The sequence below is a fragment of the Bacillus sp. 2B09 genome, from assembly GCF_003946835.1.
GTDB classification, from domain to species: domain Bacteria; phylum Bacillota; class Bacilli; order Bacillales; family Bacillaceae; genus Bacillus; species Bacillus altitudinis.
The window spans coordinates 98,301-119,840 of sequence record NZ_RPSG01000003.1; the positions used below are offsets into that span (position 1 = coordinate 98,301).

19 protein-coding genes are annotated in these 21,540 nt (G+C 41.9%); 12 read left to right on the forward strand and 7 right to left on the reverse strand.

What is annotated here, in order from left to right:
• The first annotated feature begins 33 nt into the window (after positions 1–33).
• From EBQ12_RS08020 to EBQ12_RS08035, 4 genes are all read left to right on the forward strand, one after another.
• On the forward strand, positions 34–1,311 hold the full coding sequence (locus EBQ12_RS08020; protein ID WP_007500222.1) for a cation:dicarboxylate symporter family transporter: 1,278 nt from the start codon (positions 34–36) through the stop codon (positions 1,309–1,311).
• A 16-nt stretch (positions 1,312–1,327) separates the two neighbouring features.
• A complete protein-coding gene (aspA, locus tag EBQ12_RS08025) occupies positions 1,328–2,773 on the forward strand; it encodes an aspartate ammonia-lyase (protein ID WP_024719821.1) in 1,446 nt (481 codons plus the stop codon).
• A gap of 117 nt (positions 2,774–2,890) precedes the next feature.
• The gene (locus EBQ12_RS08030; RefSeq protein ID WP_024719820.1) at positions 2,891–4,207 is read left to right on the forward strand and encodes an ATP-binding protein; all 1,317 of its coding nucleotides are present in this window, start codon (positions 2,891–2,893) and stop codon (positions 4,205–4,207) included.
• Positions 4,204–5,136, forward strand: coding sequence for a response regulator (locus EBQ12_RS08035; protein WP_024719819.1), 933 nt, complete (start codon positions 4,204–4,206; stop codon positions 5,134–5,136). Before EBQ12_RS08030 ends, EBQ12_RS08035 begins: the two co-directional genes overlap by 4 nt.
• 13 nt (positions 5,137–5,149) lie before the next feature.
• Here the strand turns inward: EBQ12_RS08035 and EBQ12_RS08040 are convergent, their stop codons facing one another.
• Positions 5,150–5,758 (reverse strand): TetR/AcrR family transcriptional regulator, encoded by a 609-nt coding sequence (locus EBQ12_RS08040; protein WP_125589645.1) that lies wholly within the window; start codon positions 5,756–5,758, stop codon positions 5,150–5,152.
• Positions 5,759–5,847: 89 nt separating this feature from the next.
• Here EBQ12_RS08040 and EBQ12_RS08045 point away from each other — a divergent pair, with 89 nt between their 5' ends.
• Positions 5,848–6,396, forward strand: a complete 549-nt coding sequence (locus EBQ12_RS08045; protein ID WP_047945414.1) for a hypothetical protein — start codon at positions 5,848–5,850, stop codon at positions 6,394–6,396.
• Between the two features lie 37 nt (positions 6,397–6,433).
• On the opposite strand, the gene EBQ12_RS08050 is transcribed toward EBQ12_RS08045, so the two are convergent.
• From EBQ12_RS08050 to EBQ12_RS08060, 3 genes are read right to left on the reverse strand one after another with little or no spacing between them, the layout of a single operon-like run.
• Complete coding sequence (locus EBQ12_RS08050; protein WP_125589648.1) at positions 6,434–7,372, reverse strand: metal ABC transporter substrate-binding protein; 939 nt, start codon at positions 7,370–7,372, stop codon at positions 6,434–6,436.
• A gap of 13 nt (positions 7,373–7,385) precedes the next feature.
• Complete coding sequence (locus EBQ12_RS08055; protein ID WP_007500236.1) at positions 7,386–8,258, reverse strand: metal ABC transporter permease; 873 nt, start codon at positions 8,256–8,258, stop codon at positions 7,386–7,388.
• On the reverse strand, positions 8,258–9,001 hold the full coding sequence (locus EBQ12_RS08060; RefSeq protein ID WP_125589650.1) for a metal ABC transporter ATP-binding protein: 744 nt from the start codon (positions 8,999–9,001) through the stop codon (positions 8,258–8,260). The genes EBQ12_RS08055 and EBQ12_RS08060 overlap by 1 nt, the downstream gene beginning before the upstream one ends.
• A 423-nt stretch (positions 9,002–9,424) precedes the next feature.
• Between EBQ12_RS08060 and EBQ12_RS08065 the strand changes: the two genes are divergently transcribed.
• The 7 genes from EBQ12_RS08065 (at position 9,425) to EBQ12_RS08095 (ending at position 17,907) form a co-directional block, all read left to right on the forward strand.
• A complete protein-coding gene (locus tag EBQ12_RS08065; RefSeq protein ID WP_039168260.1) occupies positions 9,425–11,524 on the forward strand; it encodes a heavy metal translocating P-type ATPase in 2,100 nt (699 codons plus the stop codon).
• 116 nt (positions 11,525–11,640) lie between these two features.
• On the forward strand, positions 11,641–12,357 hold the full coding sequence (locus EBQ12_RS08070) for a DsbA family protein (RefSeq protein WP_008347618.1): 717 nt from the start codon (positions 11,641–11,643) through the stop codon (positions 12,355–12,357).
• Positions 12,354–12,767: a disulfide oxidoreductase gene (locus tag EBQ12_RS08075; protein WP_007500241.1), complete on the forward strand. Its 414-nt coding sequence runs from the start codon at positions 12,354–12,356 to the stop codon at positions 12,765–12,767. Before EBQ12_RS08070 ends, EBQ12_RS08075 begins: the two co-directional genes overlap by 4 nt.
• A gap of 345 nt (positions 12,768–13,112) precedes the next feature.
• Positions 13,113–13,724 carry a trimeric intracellular cation channel family protein gene (locus EBQ12_RS08080; protein ID WP_007500242.1) on the forward strand — a complete coding sequence of 204 codons (612 nt, stop codon included), beginning with the start codon at positions 13,113–13,115 and terminating at the stop codon, positions 13,722–13,724.
• A gap of 320 nt (positions 13,725–14,044) precedes the next feature.
• The gene (locus EBQ12_RS08085) at positions 14,045–16,060 is read left to right on the forward strand and encodes a Na+/H+ antiporter (protein WP_017359242.1); all 2,016 of its coding nucleotides are present in this window, start codon (positions 14,045–14,047) and stop codon (positions 16,058–16,060) included.
• 63 nt (positions 16,061–16,123) lie between these two features.
• On the forward strand, positions 16,124–16,993 hold the full coding sequence (locus EBQ12_RS08090) for an ROK family protein (protein WP_008347123.1): 870 nt from the start codon (positions 16,124–16,126) through the stop codon (positions 16,991–16,993).
• Positions 16,994–17,061: 68 nt separating this feature from the next.
• Positions 17,062–17,907 (forward strand): aldo/keto reductase, encoded by an 846-nt coding sequence (locus EBQ12_RS08095; RefSeq protein ID WP_017359243.1) that lies wholly within the window; start codon positions 17,062–17,064, stop codon positions 17,905–17,907.
• A gap of 180 nt (positions 17,908–18,087) precedes the next feature.
• Here the strand turns inward: EBQ12_RS08095 and modB are convergent, their stop codons facing one another.
• From modB to EBQ12_RS08110, 3 genes are all read right to left on the reverse strand, one after another.
• On the reverse strand, positions 18,088–18,753 hold the full coding sequence (gene modB / locus EBQ12_RS08100) for a molybdate ABC transporter permease subunit (protein WP_008347121.1): 666 nt from the start codon (positions 18,751–18,753) through the stop codon (positions 18,088–18,090).
• Positions 18,753–19,529: a molybdate ABC transporter substrate-binding protein gene (modA, locus tag EBQ12_RS08105; RefSeq protein WP_125589653.1), complete on the reverse strand. Its 777-nt coding sequence runs from the start codon at positions 19,527–19,529 to the stop codon at positions 18,753–18,755. The genes modB and modA overlap by 1 nt, the downstream gene beginning before the upstream one ends.
• 115 nt (positions 19,530–19,644) lie before the next feature.
• On the reverse strand, positions 19,645–21,495 hold the full coding sequence (locus EBQ12_RS08110) for an LTA synthase family protein (RefSeq protein ID WP_017368052.1): 1,851 nt from the start codon (positions 21,493–21,495) through the stop codon (positions 19,645–19,647).
• Positions 21,496–21,540 lie beyond the last annotated feature (45 nt).

Here is a 21,540-nt window from a genome sequence, read left to right on the forward strand (position 1 = left end):
AAGAAAGCGTTATCAAAAAAAGGGGGTCCACGTATGAAAAAGTTAGGGTTAGCTTCTCAAATACTCATCGCACTTGTTTTGGGTGTTGTCGTAGGAGCACTATTTTATCAAAATGAAACCGTTATTAATGTGTTAACGCCGATTGGCGATATATTCATCCACTTAATTAAAATGATCGTTCTTCCAATTGTTATTGCTGCATTGATTGTAGCCGTTGCAGGTGTAGGCGATATGAAAACCATCGGAAGACTCGGTGGGAAAACGATTCTTTACTTCGAAATTGTGACAACGATTGCATTAGCAGTTGGACTGCTTGCGGCAAACGTTTTCCATCCTGGTACAGGAATTGATATGAGCAACATGGAGAAAGGCGATATCTCTAAATATGAAGAGACATCTAAGTCTTCTGCCGAAAAAGCTAGTTTCTCTGAAACGATTGTGCATCTTGTGCCAACAAACGTGTTCCAATCCATTGCAGAAGGTGATCTATTACCAACAATCTTCTTTACAGTGTTATTCGGATTAGGAATTGCAGCAGTTGGAGACAAAGGAAAACCAGTGTTAGGATTTTTTGAGGGCATCCTCGAAGCGATGTTCTGGGTGACCAATAAAGTGATGAAGTTTGCACCATTTGGTGTATTCGCGCTCATCAGTGTGACGGTGATCAAATTCGGGGTCGGAGCGCTTCTCCCGCTAGGTAAACTGGTACTTGTCGTTTACGGCACAATGGCATTCTTCGTGATTGTCGTACTTGGCATTATCGCAAAATTAGCTGGAACAAGCGTCTTTACACTATTTAGAGTGTTAAAAGAAGAAATCATTCTTGCATTCTCAACAGCAAGTTCAGAAGCTGTACTGCCTAGACTAATGGATAAAATGGAGAAGTTCGGCTGCCCGAAAGCGATCACGTCGTTCGTTATCCCAACAGGCTATACCTTTAACTTAGATGGAAGTGCCATCTATCAATCCATTGCCGCCATATTTGTTGCACAAATGTACGGCATGCCTCTTTCCATCTATGAGCAAATTACGTTACTATTAATCTTAATGCTCACATCAAAAGGAATGGCTGGTGTACCAGGTGCATCGATCGTTGTTGTCATCACAACACTTGGAGCAATGGGACTTCCACTTGAAGGACTTGCCTTCATCGTTGGGATCGACCGTATCCTTGACATGGTTCGTACAACTGTTAACGTATTTGGTAACTCACTTGCAGCCATTGTCATGTCTAAGTGGGAAAAAGTGTTTGATCAAGAGAAATCGAAGAAGTATATTGAGGAATTAAAACAACAAACAAAAGCAGCGTAAAAGGAGATCTTTTCAAATGACGAAGCTACAGGACAAGCAAGTTCGTATCGAACGAGACTTTCTAGGTGAAAAGGAAGTAGAAACTCAAGCGTATTATGGAATTCAAACATTACGTGCAGTAGAGAACTTTCCAATTACTGGCTACCATGTTCATGAGGAACTCATCAAAGCATTAGGGATTGTCAAAAAAGCAGCCGCACTTGCAAATATGGATACAAAGCGACTATATGCTGGTCTTGGAGAAAAAATTGTTCAAGCCGCAGATGAGGTTATTGAAGGAAAATGGAACAATCAATTTATTGTCGATCCAATTCAAGGCGGGGCTGGCACTTCAATGAATATGAATGCCAATGAAGTCATTGCAAACAGAGCGCTTGAACTACTAGGAAAGGAAAAAGGCGCTTACACTGAGCTAAGTCCAAACACGCATGTGAACATGTCGCAGTCAACAAACGACGTTTTCCCAACAGCGATTCATATTTCAACATTGAATATGATTGAAAAACTACTTTATACGATGGAAAACATGCATCAAGTCATGACAGAAAAAGCGCAAGAATTCGATCATGTCATCAAAATGGGACGTACGCATCTTCAGGACGCTGTTCCAATCAGACTTGGTCAAGAGTTTAGTGCATATGCAAAGGTTCTTGCTCGTGATATTAAACGAATCAAGCAGTCTAGACAGCATTTATATGAAGTCAATATGGGCGCAACAGCAGTTGGAACAGGACTGAATGCTGATCCTAAATATATTCGCCAGGTAGTTGGTTATCTAGCTGACATTAGCGGATTGCCGTTAGTTGGAGCAGAAGATTTGGTCGATGCTACGCAAAATACAGATGCTTATACAGAAGTATCAGCTGCACTGAAAGTATGTATGATGAATATGTCCAAAATGGCAAACGATATTCGTTTGATGGCTTCAGGTCCTAGAGCAGGCTTTGGTGAGCTGCACTTGCCGCCGAGACAGCCAGGTTCATCTATCATGCCAGGGAAAGTCAACCCAGTGATGCCTGAGGTCATGAACCAAGTGGCATTCCAAGTCATTGGAAATGACCACACGATCTGCCTTGCATCAGAGGCTGGTCAGCTTGAACTGAACGTCATGGAGCCAGTTTTAATATTCAACTTACTACAGTCTCTCAGCATGATGAAAAATGTATTTGAATCCTTTGTCGATAACTGCTTGCGTGACCTAAAAGCAGATGAATCTAGATTAAAAGAATATGTAGAAAAGAGTGCTGGTGTCATGACGGCGGTCAATCCGCATATTGGTTATGAAGCTGCTGCACGAATTGCGAGAGAAGCGATTCTTACAGGCGTATCTGTACGTGAGCTTTGTCTGCAAAATGATGTGTTATCAGAGGAAGAGCTTGATGTCATCTTAAATCCTTTTGAAATGACGAAACCGGGTATTGCTGGTGCATCACTTTTAGAAAAGGATCGTTTAGAAGATTAAGCAGCATCATGAGAAGCGCACACCGACAAATGTCCGGTGTGCGTTTTTTCATGGACTGTTTGTTTTTCTGAAGCTCACATAGTATACTATCGTCAATTATTAGGGATGTGACTGCGTTTGAATCTACTGAAAAAATGGTTGAATACAGAGCCTTATTTAATTATCATGCTCATTGTTCTGACTCCGATTGGGGGAGAGCTGAAATTTTATCCATTTGAGGATAGCTTTCGGGTCAGCTTTGGAACCGTTGTCTTTTTCTTTATCCTGCTTCAAATGAAAAAATTCCCGGCATGGGCAAGCGGCATCATTGCGGGGGGATCAGTGTTTGCATTCCGGGTGCTTCTTGATACCGCTGTGTCAGGCCACTTAGCGCTGGAAGAGGCCGTTTCTTTAAGATTTCCTTCCCTGCTGTATTACGTCGTCTATGGTACGCTTTTTTATGTATTACAGGTCAGACGTTTCCGTGATAAGCCTTGGCTCATTGGGGCAACAGGGATCATCATGGAACTATGTGCAAGTGTAGTCGAAATGATTGCACTCAGGGGAGCCATTGATGAAATTTTAACAGTGAGAACGCTGTTTCAACTATTTGTATTGGCGATTTTCAGAAGCTTTTTCGTATTGGCTTGTTATACGATGATTCGATTATACGAAGAACAGGCGAGAGAGCGCCAAATGAAGAAGGAAAAGGAACACCTGTTGATGCTGCTGTCAAATCTTTATACGGAATCTACATATTTTTATAAAACCCTTGCACATGCTGAGCACATTACAGCTACTTCATATCAATTGTATCAATCTCTGCATCATGCAAAGGATACGGAATCATTAGATTTGAAAAAACTCGGAAAAACAGCCCTGCAAATTGCAGGTGAGGTACACGAAATCAAAAAGGATAATCAGCGGATTTTTTCTGCCTTATCAAAACTGATTCATGAGGAAAACTTTCAGGAGTATGCAAGTCCTGCTCATATCGCTGGACTTGTGATTCGTATCCATGAAAATTACGCGGAATCTCTTAAAAAACACATCGTTTTTCATTATGATGAAGATGGGCAGCATCCCGCTTATCACGTGTATACCATTCTATCTTTATTAAATAACATTGTATCCAATGCCGTTGAAGCCATTCCGGTGAATGGAAAGGTATCACTATCCATTTTGCGGAAAGAAAATGATGTGATTTTTCAAATCAGTGACAACGGGCCAGGCATTAAAGAGCGTAACCATCATGTGATCTTTAAACCGGGCTTCACTTTAAAATACGACCAAGCCGGGAACCCATCAAGCGGCATCGGTCTTTCCTATGTGAAAGACACAGCCGAGAAGCTTGGCGGAAGTGTTGAAATGAAAAGTGTCCCAAATCAACAAACGATGTTCACTTTAACGATACCAATTGATCAAGTCAGCAGAAAAGAGGGGAATGGGAGATGAGATTTTTTATTGTTGATGATGATGAAGCTGTTCGTTCTTCACTGGCACAGCTCATTGAAGATGAAGAGCTTGGCATTGTGGCAGGGGAAGCAGAGGATGGTGCTGAAGTAGCAGCGAGCTACTTAAATGATTTGCATATTGATATCTTGTGTATTGATCTTCTGATGCCAGAAAGGGACGGTCTTGAGACGATTCGAGCGATCAAGGATGAATTTCATGGGAAATATTTAATGCTGTCACAAGTAGAAACAAAGGAACTCATCGGCCAGGCATATACGCTCGGTGTCGAGTATTATGTGACAAAGCCGATCAATCGAGTAGAGGTCTTAAGTGTGCTCCATCTCATGATTGAACGACTGCATTTAGAGCACTCAATTGAAAATATTCAGCATTCGCTCAAATCGGTCATGCAGTTCCAGCAGCGCGGACAGACGAAAACGAAGCAGCGCGGGAAAAGTCTTGCAGAGGCAGGTCAGTTTTTGCTCGCGGAGCTTGGGATTGTCGGTGAAAAGGGGTCTAAGGATTTACTAGATATGATTCTTTTCACAGATCAGTATTTAGCGTTACATGCCGATCAGCACGACTCTTTTCCTTCATTAAAAGTGATTTTTACTGGCATCACAGAGGATAAATTAAACGAACCTTTTACATCAGCAGACATCGCAAGAGAAGCAAAAGCAGCGGAACAGCGGGTAAGACGTGCGATCAACCAATCATTGAAACACATCGCCTCGCTCGGGTTAACCGATTTTTCTCACCCAACCTTTGAAAACTATGCATCAAAATTTTTCGATTTTACCATTGTGCGTAAGAAAATGAGTGAACTCACAAAAGAGACAAGTGGAAGAGAAGAGCACACACGTATCAATGTGAAGAAATTTGTGCAGGTGCTTTATTACGAGGCAAAACGAATTTTTATGGAAGATTAAAAAGACATGCTCTCTATAAGGAGGGCATGTCTTTTTTTGTGATGGATTGAAGATGCATCTGCAGCACGGAGCGCATAAGCTGAGGCGGTAAACGATGGGGCTGTACGATTCCATTCAATGCAAGCCCATTGATGACCGCATAAAGCCGCTCAGTTTCTAATAAAAGATCGATATGATCTAGCAGTAGCTCATCCTCTTTCAATTTCATTATGCAAAATTGAACGGTTTGAAAAAGCTCGTCATACATCTTTGCATTGAGCGGCTGTAAATCTGGTTCAGTCAGTGCTTTGACTGTAAAAGCCTGCCACACCTCCATTTCAAATATTCGTTCTTCGTCTAGTGGAAGAACCTGCTCCAATAAAGTGAATACATTTTCCTCTGTTGAACCGTTTAATGGAAGCTTAGCAATTCGCTCCTTCACTCTTTCCTGAATTAAATTCATGGAGAATAGAAATAATTCTTGCTGTGTGGAAAAATAATGACGCATAGAGCCGGCTGAAATGCCAGCTTCTACGGCTATTTTTCGTACAGAAGCGCTTTCCAATCCCTCTTGTTTAATCACTCTCATAGCAGCTTGAGCGACCTTTTGTTTTTGTTTATGGTGATCGACGATTTTTGGCATACCTTGATTTTAGCACAGCTATTGTTTTTTTAACACAGTTGTGTTATTTTTTATTTAATACAATCGTATTAAAAAGGATGTGGGGAAAATTGGTCGGTTTATTGATTGTGGCATGTGAAATTGGTTTTTGGCTGTTTATTCTTATGGGCTTAACACTGCGTTATGTGTTTAAACAGAAAAAATGGGGTGCTTTCTTTCTTGTCTGTACGCCGGTTTTAGATCTCATCCTTCTTGCGGCTACTTATATAGATTTAAAGCAAGGGGCTGTGGCGAGCGTCATTCACGGGCTTGCGGCTGTTTATATTGGTGTGAGTCTGGCCTTTGGACATCAAATGGTGAAATGGGCGGATGCTAAGTTTGCTTATCGTTTTGCAGGAGGCCCTAAGCCGAAGGGAAAACCAAAGTACGGGAAGGAGCGGTCTTTGTATGAAATGGTGGGCTGGACGCGTCATTTCATCTCTTATGTCATCGGAGCGGGGCTATTATATGGATTGACCTATCTCATCCAAGCACCAGAACGAACGGAATCTCTGATGCAGCTTGTCAGTGTGTGGGGGATGGTCTTAACCATTGATTTCATCATTAGCATCAGCTACGTCATTTGGCCGAAAAAACACCCGGAGAATATAGCAGGATGACAAAAAAGACAGGCGGATTTACTCCACCTGTCTTTTCTTATGATGACAGTCCTTTATAAATGGTGTCAATATTCCATTTCATCATCTTATAGTAGCTGTCCCCATCTTCACCTTCTTTGCCAATAGAATCCGTAAATACTTTCCCCTTAATCGGAACTCCGGTTTCCTCAGATAGGCTTTCAAGGCTGCGCTTATCTACACTTGTTTCAAGAAAAAGGGCAGGAACTTGATGGTCTTTGACAAAATGAATGATGCGCTTCATTTGTCCAGGTGTTCCTTCACTTTCTGTGTTGATTTCCCAAATGTAGCCGGCTTTCAGTCCATACGCATCCGCAAAATATTTGAATGCCCCTTCGCTTGTGACAAGGAGTTTTTTGTCTTTTGGCAGTTGATCAAACTTGTCTTTTGCTTCATCGTGAAGCGTTTGAAGCTTTTTGATATAGGTTTCAGCATTTTTCTCGTAATCCTCTTTATGCTCAGGATCTGCTTGAATGAGCGCATCTCTGGCATTTTGCGCATAAAGAATCCCATTCTCGACATTCAGCCATGCGTGTGGGTCCTGCTGGCTTTCAAGCCCTTTTGAAGACAAATGCTTCACTTTGACACCTTTACTCAGTTCGGCTACAGGTGCATCATCCCCGTCCTTGCCGCTCGATTCAAGCAGTTTTTGAAACCAGCCATTCCCTGTTTCAAGGTTCAAGCCATTAGATAGAACAAGGTCTGCATCCGTCGTATACTGAACATCCTTTGGCAGTGGGTCAAATTCATGTGGGTCTGTACCAATGGGAACAATGCTGTGAATAGAGACATGCTGTCCTCCTACTTCCTTCACAATGTCATAAAGAATGGAGTAGGTCGTGACAACTTTTAATTTACCGTCATCTTTTCCGGAACTTTTTTGCTGAGTAGAACAGCCTGCGATGACCAAAAGGGCAATACATATTGCGGTCAAACGGATTGCTAATACCTTCTTCATATATGTCCTCCTTTTACATAGACGCTTCCTTTTTTAACTGTGTTCGTTTTCGCTTCGATTTTAAGGATCTCCACAATATCCCTTGTTTCGGTGAAAAGATAAAGGCACTGCCGAATAATATGGTCGCGACCAGCACAATGGAAGCACCAGACGACAAGTTATACGTAAAGCTGAGCCCAAGTCCTACGACGGCTGAAACTGCTCCAAAAAAAGCAGATAAATAAATCATGATCCATAGCCGGTCTGTCAATAAATAAGCGGTGGCAGCTGGTGTAATAAGCATTGCAACAACAAGAATAATACCTACAGTTTGCAGGGATGCCACGGTCACTAAGGTTAATAAGGTCATGAGGAAATAATGGATCATGCGATTTGGTAAACCGTAAACGGAAGAAATCACTGGATCAAATGAACTAATGAGCAGTTCTTTGTAGAAAACAATGACAGCCAGTAAAATGAAAATGCCGATGCCAAGCGTGATCCACATATCAGATGAACGAACGGCTAGTACGTTTCCAAACAAGATATGATATAAATCGCTGGAACTTTTTAAAAATGTAATCAAAATGATCCCAATGGAAAAAAAAGCAGTGAATACGATCCCGATGGCAGAATCATTTTTAATGCGGCTGTTTTGACTGACATATCCGATGCCGATGGCTGTCAGTACACCAGTTAGAACCGCACCAAAGAAAAAGTTAATGCCGAGCATATAAGAGATGGCGACACCTGGAAGTACAGCGTGTGAAATCGCATCTCCCATCAAAGCCATTCCCCGTAAAATGATAAAGCAGCCAATGACGCCGCAGATGATCCCTACCATAACGGATGTAAATAAAGCTTTTTGTAAAAACGCATATTCAAAAAGTCCGGTTAAGAATTCCATTACGCGTCTCCTCCTGCTGATTTTAAAAATGGCAGCTGTGTTTCGTATGCTTGGAGCATGACCTCAGGACGAAGAATATCATCGACAGGCCCTGCTTTGACCAGCCTCTTATTTAGAAGAACGAGATGGCTGAAGTAATCATCGGCTTTACTTAAGTCATGGTGGACGACCAGAATGGTTTTTCCTTCATCTCGTAATTCCTTCAAAATGCCGATCATCGTTTCTTCACTTGCCATATCAATTCCGACAAATGGTTCATCTAAACAAAAGAGCTGTGCGTTTTGAGCGAGTGCTCGCGCAAGGAAGACACGCTGCTGCTGACCGCCGGATAATTCCCCAATCTGTCTTTTGGCAAAGTCCTGCATCCCGACCTTTTCTAAGCAATGGTACGCATAGGCACGGTCTTCTTTTTTCGGTCGTTTGATCAATCCGAGCTTTGGGTATGTGCCAAGCAGTACGGTATCCAGTACATGGATAGGAAACGTCCAGTCTAGGTCATTTCTTTGCGGTACATAGGCGATCTGTTTTCTCACTTGTTTAAAGGGTTGTTCAAAAAAACGAATGTCGCCTTGATCCTTTTCAATTAAATCCAAACATGCTTTCAATAAAGTCGATTTACCAGCACCATTTGGACCAATGATTCCAGTCATCGTTCCTTCCTGTATGGAAAGAGAGACGTTTTCTAGTGCATCCTGTCCGTGGTATGAGACATACAGGCGGTCGATTGTTAAAGCATATGACATCTCTTAAGGCCCCTTTCGATCATCAATTGCGTTTCCTAAAAATATATGCATACATTTAATAATTTTGACTAAAGGATGAAATGATTCTCTAACGCTAATTTGTTTCCTTAAGGAAACTTTTATCTTATTCTAATCGTATGTCCTTCTTTTGTAAAGAGAAATGCTGAAATATTCCCATCAAGCGATCGTTTTTATGTTATGCAACGAAGAGGGGACATGAGCATGGATTATTGAAAATTCACGTGACATCCTTGATTACGAAAAATCTCAAACATTTGCTTATAAATGATTGACAGTTTGTAAGAACTCCTCATATAATAAGGGTAATTCAATATATGAATATGTGCTCATATATAATATCTGCAGCAGCTGATAGGTTTGATTGAATCAGGGAAGGCTACTTATATAGAAAAAGGTGAGAACATGAAAAAGATGAAGGATGAATACGTATTAAGCGGTCTCGATTGTGGAAACTGTGCACGTAAAATTGAAACAGGTGTCAGCAAACTCGAAGGAGTGGAAGCTTGCTCAATTAATTTTGCGACGGGTACATTAACTGTGACACATGCTGATGCACAAGAAACGATGTCAAAGCGTATTGAAAAAACCGTTCAGTCCATTGAACCTCATGTGAGTGTATCACCAAAAGAAGAAGGACATCACCACGATCACGATCATGGAACAAAGAATTTAAAAACGATTGTACTGAAATTAATTGGTGGTGCAGTCATTGGAACGGCGGCTTATTTTATACCTGACAATGGCTTACTGAAGTTCATCATGTTTTTCGCCGCGTATTTACTAGTTGGCGGAGATGTTGTCTTGAAAGCACTGAAAAATATTGTGCGTGGTCAAGTATTTGATGAGAACTTCTTAATGACCATAGCTACAGTTGGTGCTTTTGTGATTCAGCAGTATCCTGAGGCACTGGCAGTCATGCTGTTTTACCAAATTGGAGAACTGTTCCAAGGGGCAGCTGTGAACCGCTCTAGAAAATCAATTAGCGAATTAATGAATATCCGTCCAGAATACGCAAACCTCAAAGTGGGGCAAGAAACAAAAAAGGTAAAGCCGGAAGAAGTCAAAGCTGGTGACCGTATTGTCGTCAAACCAGGTGAAAAAATTCCTTTGGATGGACGTGTGATAGACGGTTATTCTCTTGTGGATACCTCTGCACTAACTGGGGAGTCTGTTCCAAGAGATGTGGAAGCAGGAAAAGAAGTGCTTGCTGGATTTGTGAACCAAAACGGCATTCTTGAAATTGAAGTGCAAAAAGAGCTCAGTGAGTCAGCGGTTACGAAGATTTTGGATTTAGTCGAAAATGCAAGCAGCCGTAAAGCGCAGACAGAAAACTTTATCACAAAGTTCGCTAAATATTATACACCTGCTGTGGTCGTGCTAGCTTTATTGCTTGCCTTTGTACCACCGCTTCTCATCCCATCAGCTCAATTGTCTGATTGGGTGTACCGGGCACTTGTCTTTCTTGTCATTTCGTGTCCATGTGCTCTCGTTGTATCCATTCCATTAGGTTTCTTTGGCGGAATTGGTGCCGCATCAAAACGAGGTATTTTAGTGAAAGGCAGTAATTACTTAGAAGCCTTAAACTCTGTCCGCTATGCGGTGTTTGATAAAACAGGTACTTTGACAAAAGGGAACTTTACAGTCACTCATATCGAAGCAGCGAATGAGAAATGGTCAGAAGAGGAATTGCTTTCTTTTGCAGCGCTGGCAGAAGCGCATTCTTCGCATCCGATTGCAGAATCGATTAAGGCGGCTTACGGAGCGTCTCTTGATGAGAGCCAGATCGAATCTTACGAGGATATTGCGGGTCATGGGATCAAAGCGACAATTCGCGGAGCTCATGTATTGGCAGGTAACCATCGCCTTATGGAACGAGAGGGCATTGCTTTTGAAAAAGAAAAACGAAGCGGAACGGTTGTGTATTTAGCAATAGACGGTGAGTTTGCGGGATCGATCTTGATTGCAGATGAAGTAAAAGACGATGCAGTTGAAGCGATATCTTCTCTAAAAGCTGCGGGCATTCAAACCGTGATGCTTACAGGGGATGCTTCGCAAGTAGGAAATGCAGTCGCACAGCAGATCGGCATTGACGAAGTTCACACTGAATTATTGCCACAGGATAAAGTCGCCAAAATCGAAGACATGTATGAGAAAAAAGCATCTCAAGACAAATTATTGTTTGTTGGTGATGGCATAAACGATACGCCGGTTTTGGCAAGAGCGGATATAGGTATTGCCATGGGTGGACTTGGTTCAGATGCAGCAGTTGAAGCGGCTGATATTGTGATTATGACAGATCAGCCATCGAAGGTAGCGGAAGCTATTGCTGTCGCTAAAAGAACGAGAGCCATCGTATGGCAGAATATTGCGTTTGCTCTTGGGGTGAAAGCCGTCTTTCTCATACTTGGTGCATTCGGTATTGCAACGATGTGGGAAGCCGTCTTCTCGGATGTTGGTGTCACTGTACTGGCTGTTTTAAATGCGATGAGGGTCATGAAATAAAATTGTAAGGAAAAATTCATGAATAGCGTCTTTCATAATAGACCCCCTCTTGTTAAAATAGAAGAAGTTGGATAATGGCATTTTCCTGAGCTGTTATCCTTTTTCTTTGTGAAGGAATGAATGAAAAAGATAAGGTAGGTGCTTTTGTGAGTAAAAAAAATAATCAATCTTCATCCATCAAGTTTGCAGTTATATTAACCATCATTGCAGCTCTTCTCATCGGTATTTTCGTTGTGATCGGTAACAACAACAGCCAAGAAGCACAAACAGTCGACAGTAAGCCGTCTATTAAAGGACAGCCTGTCATGGGAGATCAAAAGGCAAAAGTGCAAGTTGTTGAGTTTGGGGACTACAAATGTCCATCATGTAAATCATTTGAGACAGACATTTTCCCAAAATTGAAAGCAGACTACATAGATAATGGCGATGTATCCTTCTCATTTATTAACTTACCACTGCCTGTTCATGGGGACGGTGCGGTATTAGCAGCACTGGCTTCTGAAGAAGTGTGGAAAGAAGATCCGAAAAACTTCTGGGCATTTCATGAAGCGGTCTACAACGCACAACCAGATAGTGAAGCAGAATGGGTAACGCCAGCAAAGCTCACCGAATTGGCGAAGAAGACAACGAAAATTGATACGGACAAGCTGAAAGATAACCTATCAAAGAAAACATATCAGCCACAGTTGAACACAGATGATCAGCTGGTGAATCAATACAAAGTAAATGCAACACCAACTATTTTCATTAACAATAAACAAGTCCAAAACTTTTATGACTATGATGAAATCAAAGAATTAATTGATCAAGAGCTGAAAGGGAAAAAATCATGAAGAATAAACTGATTTACTTATACAGCGCTTGGATCGTGTCGATTGTGGCGACGATGAGCAGCCTGTATTTAAGCGAAGTAAAGAAGTTTATTCCATGTGATATGTGCTGGTTTCAGCGCATTTTCATGTATCCGCTTGTGCTTTTACTTGGAATTGCTACATTCCGTGGCGATGTCAAAGTGAAGTACTACGTTCTCCCTTTGGCCGGAATTGGTGCTTGCTTTTCCATCTATCATTATATGGAACAAAAGATTCCAGGCTTTGCATCGATTCGTCCTTGTCTAAGCGGTATTCCTTGTTCCGTTGATTATCTGAACTGGTTTGGTTTTATCACCATTCCACTCTTAGCTCTTATTGCATTTATTCTGATCATCATTAGTATGCTACTTTTAAATGCAAAAGAAGATTGAGGAGATAGCCTGCTTTTAAGCAGGCTATCAGCGTGTAGACAAACCCTCGCATTCGTTGTCAGTCCTGCGTGCTGGTGCTCACGAATGTCAAATTCGCTCCGCGCCAGTACTCGTCCTTCCTAGACTGCAAAGGTTTTCTATCACGCTGAAATGAAGACAAAGGGATAAAATCAAGTTCATTTTAGCCCTTTGTCAACAATCTGAGCCTGCTTTTAAGCAGGCTATTTTTTATTTTTGCAAAAAGATAAAATTTAAAGAAAATTTGTATTGCTTTTCATTTGTGTCAGATATACATTAAGGGGAGAGTGTTAGATGATCAGACAATGGTAAGGAGATAAGCGGAAAATGGCATGGGAAGTCTTAAGTATTATAGGCATTGTGGCATTCGCCATTAGTGGTGCGATTGTCGCAATGGAGGAAGAGTACGATATTCTTGGTGTGTACATTTTAGGGATTGTCACAGCATTTGGCGGTGGAGCGATTCGGAATCTATTAATTGGTCTTCCGGTGTCTGCTTTATGGTCGCAGGGCAAAATGTTTACCATTGCCCTTGTATCCATTACGATCGTGTTCCTATTTCCAAAGCTTTTGCTCAAGCACTGGAGCACGTGGGGGAATTTCTCGGATGCGATCGGTTTAGCAGCCTTTGCGATTCAAGGTGCATTATTTGCTGTACAAAGAGAGCTCCCGCTCAGTGCGGTCATTGTGGCAGCCATTTTGACTGGAAGCGGCGGCGGCATTGTGCGTGATTTATTAGCAGGACGAAAGCCACTTGTGCTAAAAGCAGAGATTTACGCAGTATGGGCAGCCCTAGGCGGCTTACTCGTCGGACTCGGCTTAGCGCAAGGAGAGCTTGCTTTATATCTGCTGTTTGTCATCCTCGTCATATGCAGGGTTTGTTCCTACTTATTCAAATGGCGGCTTCCCGCAAGGTCTTATTTTTTAAATAAAGGGTAAAACGAAAAAAGGGCGATGTCGCTCTTTTTTTTATGTGTTATTCGAGCTTGATGTCAGCAGGTCAAGCTGTTTTCGTGTAAAATAAAAGTAGGTTCTTTATTCATCATTGGAACAATACACGAGATGAAAATGTTGTCATTTGACTGAATATGTAGATTCAGTCTTTTTTTGCCTAGATGGATTGTTATGTGTTGGTTTCGCTTTTTGCGGGATACTAAAGAAACGCTCATGACCGAACGGATGGATCTGAAAGAAATGAACACATCTTTGCATGTAAGCAAAACATGACGGAAAAAATGAAATGGGAGGGACATGTACTAGTGGAGATTTTTTTGGCAGTGCTCGTACTACTAGCACTCATTGCATCATCTAATATTATCAATCGTTTTCTGCCCTTTATTCCAGTTCCATTAATCCAAGTGGGTTTAGGGATATTGGTCGCAGCTTTTCCTTCAGGTTTACATATTTCTTTAAATCCTGAGCTATTCTTCGTTTTATTTATTGCACCGCTGTTATTTAATGATGGGAAGCGTACCCCAAGGGACGAGCTGTGGAAATTAAGAGCGCCCATTCTTCTATTAGCTTTAGGGCTCGTATTTGCGACAGTCATTGTCGCAGGATATACCATCCATTGGATGATTCCAAGCATACCACTTCCAGCTGCATTTGCGCTTGCAGCGATTTTATCACCGACAGATGTGGTTGCTGTAAGTGCACTTTCCAGCCGTGTGAATATGCCAAAGGGGATCATGAGACTGCTGGAAGGCGAAGGGCTGATGAACGATGCGTCAGGACTTGTTGCCTTTAAATTTGCTATTGCAGCAACGGTTACAGGGGCATTTTCCATTGCAGAGGCATCCTTTAGCTTTGTTCTTATTGCTGCTGGCGGATTATTGACTGGATTTATTCTGTCGTTTTTTATCATTCGTTTTCGCTACTTTCTCCGCCGTTTAGGCATGGACGATGTCACAATGCACATCATCCTGCAAATCCTCACGCCGTTTGTGATTTATTTAGCAGCGGAAGAAATTGGCGTATCCGGCATTTTAGCCGTTGTTGCCGGTGGTGTGACACATGCCATCGAGCAAGACCGAATGGAAGCGAATTTAGCAAAACTGCAAATTGCTTCTTCAAACACGTGGAATATTATTTTATTTATTTTAAATGGCCTTGTTTTCGTTTTACTTGGGTTACAAATTCCTGATGTATCGACCGTCATTTTCCAAGATGAAGCCTTTAATAATATGCAGGTCATCAGTTACATTTTAATCATTACATTCTGTCTAATGATTCTCAGATTTCTATGGGTATGGCTGTTCTGGGCAGGAAACTGGAGTGTATCGAAAAAGAAGAACGCGAAAAAACCGAAGCTGCGTGCTTCCATGCTGATGACATTCTCTGGTGTTCGTGGTGCTGTTACATTAGCAGGTGCTTTCTCCATCCCATTTACGCTTGCAGACGGATCACCATTTCCTGAGCGTCATTTAATTATTTTCCTCGCAGCAGGCGTCATTTTATGTACACTCATTTTAGCGAGTGTGCTGCTGCCTATTTTATCGGAGAAAAAAGATAAGCAAGTGGATGTGGACTTAGATACAAAGATTCAGCACGCGAAACGGAAGCTGCTGAGAAGTGCCATTAAAACTCTAAAAGAAGGAATGAATGAAGACAATCGAGAAGTCTCCCTTGCACTCATCAATGATTACCGAATGAAGCTGAGAAATATTCAGCGGGAACCGTATCAGTTTGGTATGAGAAAACAAGAGAGAAAAATCAGACTACACGGCATTAAAGCAGAACAGATGAAACTTCAGCAGTTGATTGAGGAAGAGAAAATCGACAAAGAAGAAGCGTATGAGCTGCAAGAGAGATTTCATGAGCTGGAAATGCTCTATTCCAACTCCTTTAAAATTCGTTTCTCAAAAGTGAAGTTTCTGCGCTTACTACAATGGCTTCAACTATGGCGTCCGAATCAGCGTATTTCAAGCGGCATATTAGAAAACGAGGAATCGTATAAACAAATCCGTAAGAAAACGGCTGAAGCTGCGGTGGATTCTATTAAGCACCATATGACCGAAGACAATCAACAAACGTGTCATCAAGTCATTGGGTTTTACAATCAAGTGATATTCCGCTGTGAACATGGTCCTTCTTTCTTTCAGCAAAAGGATCGTACGTTTGACCGGAAGAAGAAAGAGCTTAACTTCCAAGCCGTACAGACGATTCGTAATGAAATCCAAACCTTATATGAAAATGGCGAAATCAATCGTGATATTGCCCATCATTTAAGGGAGTATATCAACGACATGGAAGCAGTCTTACTGACCAATACATGATGTTGTCATCTTCTCGCCTATGTTTTATGATGAAAAAAAGAGACGAGCAGGGGGAGAGGCAGGATGACATATTACGGAGCGATTGAAGCTGGGGGAACAAAGTTCTGTTGTGCCATTGGCAATGAACATGGTGATATCATAGAGGAATTGACCATTCCAACAGAGCACCCGGAAAAAACCATCCAATCACTTATTCCATTTTTTCAGCAACATGAAATTGCAGCATTAGGGGTTGGTTCCTTTGGACCGATTTGTGTCCAGAAAGACGATCCTTCTTACGGTTACATCATGAATACGCCGAAAGTTGAATGGAAACATTACCCGTTTATACCTGAGCTGGAGAAACAATTAGGCGTACCGGTGTCCTTTACGACAGATGTCAATGCCGCAGCATTAGGTGAACTGACAAAAGGGGCCGCCAAAGGGCTAAGCAGCTGTCTGTATATCACGGTCGGTACGGGGATTGGTGCCGGGGCTGTTGTGAAAAATGAGCTTCTCCACGGTCACTCACATCCAGAGATGGGACACATCCTGGTCAGGCAGCATGAATCAGATCAGTTTGCAGGTGTCTGCCCGGCGCATGGTACTTGCTTAGAAGGACTGGCGGCAGGACCAGCTATTGAGGCAAGGTGGGGGAAGCCGGCTAAAGAGCTTACCGAAGAAGAAGAAGTTTGGTCTCTTGAAGCAGATTATTTAGCACAGGCATTAATGCAATACACGCTGATATTAAGCCCAGAGCGAATCATAATGGGTGGAGGCGTCATGAAGCAAAAACAGCTATTTCCGCTCATTCGAGAGAAGCTGGCTGCGTATGTCAATGATTATGTCGACATGCCGCCGCTTGATACATACATTGTCTCTCCTGGACTTGAGGACAAGGCAGGTATGACAGGTGCTTTGCTGTTAGCGATTGAAGCGAAGAGAAACGCCTGATAATAGAGTTTTCAAACGCAACATGAGATAATGAAAAAGATGGAATCTATGAAAAGGTGGTTGTTAACATGGTCAAAAGCTTGAATGATACCGTAACACTAAATAACGGAGTAGAAATGCCATGGTTTGGTTTAGGTGTATTCAAAGTGGAGGACGGCAACCAAGTGGTTGATGCCGTAAAAGCAGCCATACGAAACGGTTATCGCAGCATTGATACGGCTGCCGTTTATAAAAACGAGACAGGCGTAGGGAAAGCCATTAAAGAATCTGGCGTCAAAAGAGAAGAATTGTTCATTACGTCAAAAGTATGGAACACAGATCAAGGATATGACAAAGCACTCGCTGCATTCGACGCAAGCTTAAACCGGCTCGGTCTTGATTACTTAGACCTCTATTTGATTCATTGGCCTGGACCAAATGCAGACACGTTTAAAGAGACATGGCGTGCGCTTGAGAAGCTTTATAAAGATGGAAAAGTAAGAGCGATTGGTGTCAGCAACTTCTACGTGCAGCATTTAGAAGAGCTGTTAAAAGATGCGGAGGTTGTTCCAGCGGTGAACCAAGTGGAGTTTCATCCAAAACTGACACTTGTAGAATTACGACAATATGCGAAAGAAAAAGGCATTCAAATTGAAGCGTGGTCTCCGCTGATGCAAGGAAAGCTTTTGGATCATGACGTATTAAAGGAAATTGCAGCACAATACAACAAATCTGTGGCTCAAGTGATCTTGCGTTGGGATCTGCAAAGCGGTGTTGTCACTATTCCAAAATCAATCAATGAAGAACGCATTAAACAAAATGCCGACATTTTTGACTTCGAGCTTTCACAAGAAGACATGGAAAAAATCAATGCACTTAATAATAACGAACGTGTCGGGTCTAATCCAGAAACGATGACGGTTGGGTTTGAATAAATAAAAAATCCCCTTAGCGTGTAGACAAACCCTCGCATATTTTGTCAGTGAGTACTGGTGCTTCCTAGACTAGCAAAGGTTTTCTATCACGCTGAAAAAAGACAAAGGGCTAAAATCAAGTTCATTTTAGCCCTTTGTCAACAATCTGAATTCCCTTTCTCTTTTTGAGAAGGGGATTTTTTAAGTCCTGCTTCGGCGCACAGCCAACAGCATGAGAAAAGACAGGATCACAATACAAATCGTCCAAGCCCACGCAAGTTCCATTCGTCCAGAATCAATTGCCACATAGATGGCTGTTGGGAGGGTTTGTGTTTTCCCAGGAATGTTGCCGGCGAACATTAAGGTCGCTCCAAATTCTCCTAAGGCCCTTGCAAAACTTAGAACCGCACCAGAGAGAAGAGATGGCAGTGCGAGTGGGACGGTAATATAGGCAAAGACCTGGAAAGAATGCGCACCATCAACTTTTGCAGCACCTTCAATGTCTGACTCAATCGTAGAAAAACCAGCTTTCGCTGATTGATACATGAGCGGGAATGCGACAACCGTCGATGCAATGACCGCTGCCCAATAAGTGAAGATGACAGGCTGATGGAAGATCCATTCAATGGCTTGTCCAATCACACTGTGCTTCCCGAACACGACGAGCAGCAGAAATCCTACGACCGTTGGCGGAAGGACAAGCGGCATCATGAGGAGCGTTTCCACGATCATTTTTCCTTTGAAAGATGTACGCGCCATCCAAAAACCAATGGACGTTCCTAAAACGACAGCCAATAACCCGCTGAAAGCAGCCACTTGTACGGACAGCCAGATAGGTGAAAGAAAATCTTCGGTCAGCATCGGCATTATTTCACTTGAAAGCCGTACTTTTTAAAAATCGCTGCGGCTGGATCTGATTGGAGATATTGAAAAAATGCTTTCGCTTCCTTCATATGTTCAGTCTGTTTGACAATGCCAACTGGATAAATGATGGGGGAATGCATGTCCTGATTTGCCTCATCTACTATCTTTACTTTGCGAGAAACGAGCGCGTCCGTCTTATACACGACACCAGCTTCCACATTTCCTGTTTCGACATAGTTTAATACTTGACGAACATCCTTGCCATAGACAGCGTTCTGTTTCACTTGATCCCATATATTCAGTTTTGTGAAAATCTCTTTTGCATATGTACCAGCAGGAACAGATTCAGGTGTGCCAAGCGCTAACTTTCCTTTTATGTGCTGAACATCTCGAAAGGTTTTGATAGCAGAAGAACCTTCTTTTGGCACGATGAGGACTAGCTCATTTTGTATGACGTCCTTTGTATGATCCTGATCGATGTCGCCAGATTGAACAAGGTCATCAAAAGGCTCTTCAGCTGCTGAGAAGAAGAGATCCGCTTTTGCTCCTTGAGCGATTTGCTGTTTCAATGCACCTGATGACCCGAAATTATTCGTGAGTTTTACGTTTGGATGATCATCTTCATAGGCAGATTCAATCTCTTTCAAAGCATCCTGCAGGCTTGCCGCCGCTGAAATCACAAGTTCTGTCTTTTTGCTTTTATCTGGTGACGTCGACTCCGTTTGACACCCAGTCAGGAGCAAACAGATGGCGACGAAGGTTAAGAATAAATATTTCATGATCACACCTCTTTATCATTCAACATCATGTGTATCCTTTATTATAATCAAACTTATTTGACCATTCATAGGTTTTCAGGAAAAGAGAAAAGAAAAAGCCGCCAGAGGGCAGCTTTTAGTGCTGATAAAAACGTAGTAAGTTCCCGTTGATTACTTTATCTGATAGAGACAGCTCTTTATTGGCTTTTTCTATATAAGGCTGACATACTTCGTCTTGTTCAACAGGCTGTTTTGTTTTTTGATCATAGCACGTGTTTTTCGTATAAAGATAATCATCCGTAATAAAGTTTCCGTTTCTCAGCACAGCGAACGGCGTCCGTTCATTGGAGAAAAGATCATTCCCAAATTGAATGGCATCTTTTGATTCAATGCCGAGTAAATGAAGAAGTGTCGGTTTGACATCCATTTGACCGGCTGTTTCAGAAATGGTTTGAGGGGCCGCGTCTGTCACCCCAGGAATATAAATCAAAAAAGGGACCCGCTGCAGTTTAACTGCATCAAACGGTGTGATTTCATCCTGCTTCAGCAGCTCTGCCATTGCCTCATGATGTGCTTCTGAAATGCCATAGTGGTCTCCCATGAGGACAAACATTGTATTTTCATATAGTCCTTCTTCTTTCATTCGTTCAAAGAACCTTTTGATGGCTTCATCTTGATAGCGGACGGTGGTCACATAGCGGTTTAAAATGGTGCTAGTCGAATCGTATTCATCAATGAACTGATCCTTTGGATCAATTTCAAATGGGAAGTGATTGGTTAAGGTAATAAACGTGCTGTAATAAGGCGTTTTCAGCTTTTTTAAATAATCGATGGATTGGTCAAAAAAGTCGATATCCTTTAAGCCCCAGCCAGTCGAATTCTGTTCATTGACATCAAATGAATCGACATCATAAAAGCGGTCAATCCCAAGAGATTCATACATCACATCACGATTCCAGAACGTTTTATTATTCGCATGAAATTGGACGGATTGATAATTCTCTTTTTTCAATTGCTTGTACAGTGTGTCATATTCGTTGTCACTCGCTGTGAAAAAGACAGCGCCACTGCTAGATGGATAGAGGGAGTTTGCGACGATAAACTCTGAGTCCGACGTTTTGCCTTGCTCTGTCTGCTGATAAAATTCATCAAAATAGAAGCTTTTTTTGGCAAGTTGATTTAAAAATGGTGTGATGTATTGTCCATTCACCTTTTGATTCATGACAAATTGCTGCGTTGATTCAAGTGAAATGAACACGACATTTTTGCCTTTAGCAAGTCCAAAGTAGTCTTCATTTGGTGCACTGTAATCAGCTTTTGTGTAGTTTGCCACTGTTGAAAGTGTATCTTCGTCAGCAAAGGCTTTTTGACCAATACGTGCTGTTTGAGCGGCACCGTCATACAAATGGAATTGAAACAGCCCAAGGTTGCGTACAATGACTTCTCGATCATACGAGCTTGTCAAAAATCGAGGGTGGTCCATCAAAGCTGAGCTGACATGGAACAATAGCAAGCTGCAGCAAACCACATAGTATGTTTTGATCGTCTTAAAAGACGCTTTTGGTGATAGCGGTTTCCGTTTTAAGAGCCATGCCAGCACCACAAAATCAATCAGCATGAGTATAAATAGCGGATGAAACAATTCACTCATACTGCTACCCATATCTCCCATGTTCTTTGCTTGAAATAAGACAGGAATGGTAATGAAATCAATATAAAAACCGTAAAAGATCGTATTCGATATCAAAATGGCTGTCAAAATAAAATTTGTGGTCAATAAAAAGACCTTTTGTTTCGTTTCATTTAAGAAAAGAGCAATCCCAAACAAAGGGAGCAAAAAGCTAAGTGGATTGATCAAAAGCAGCCATTCGTGAAACAGATTGGCCGTTCGTATATGAAATCCGAATTGATAAATGATGTATGTTTTCATCCACATAAAGAGGATGGAGTACACTAAAAACCAGTGATTTTTGAAAAACGCTTTCATTTATGTAACTCCTCACCATTCTGTATTCAGCTGCAAGGCAAAAAC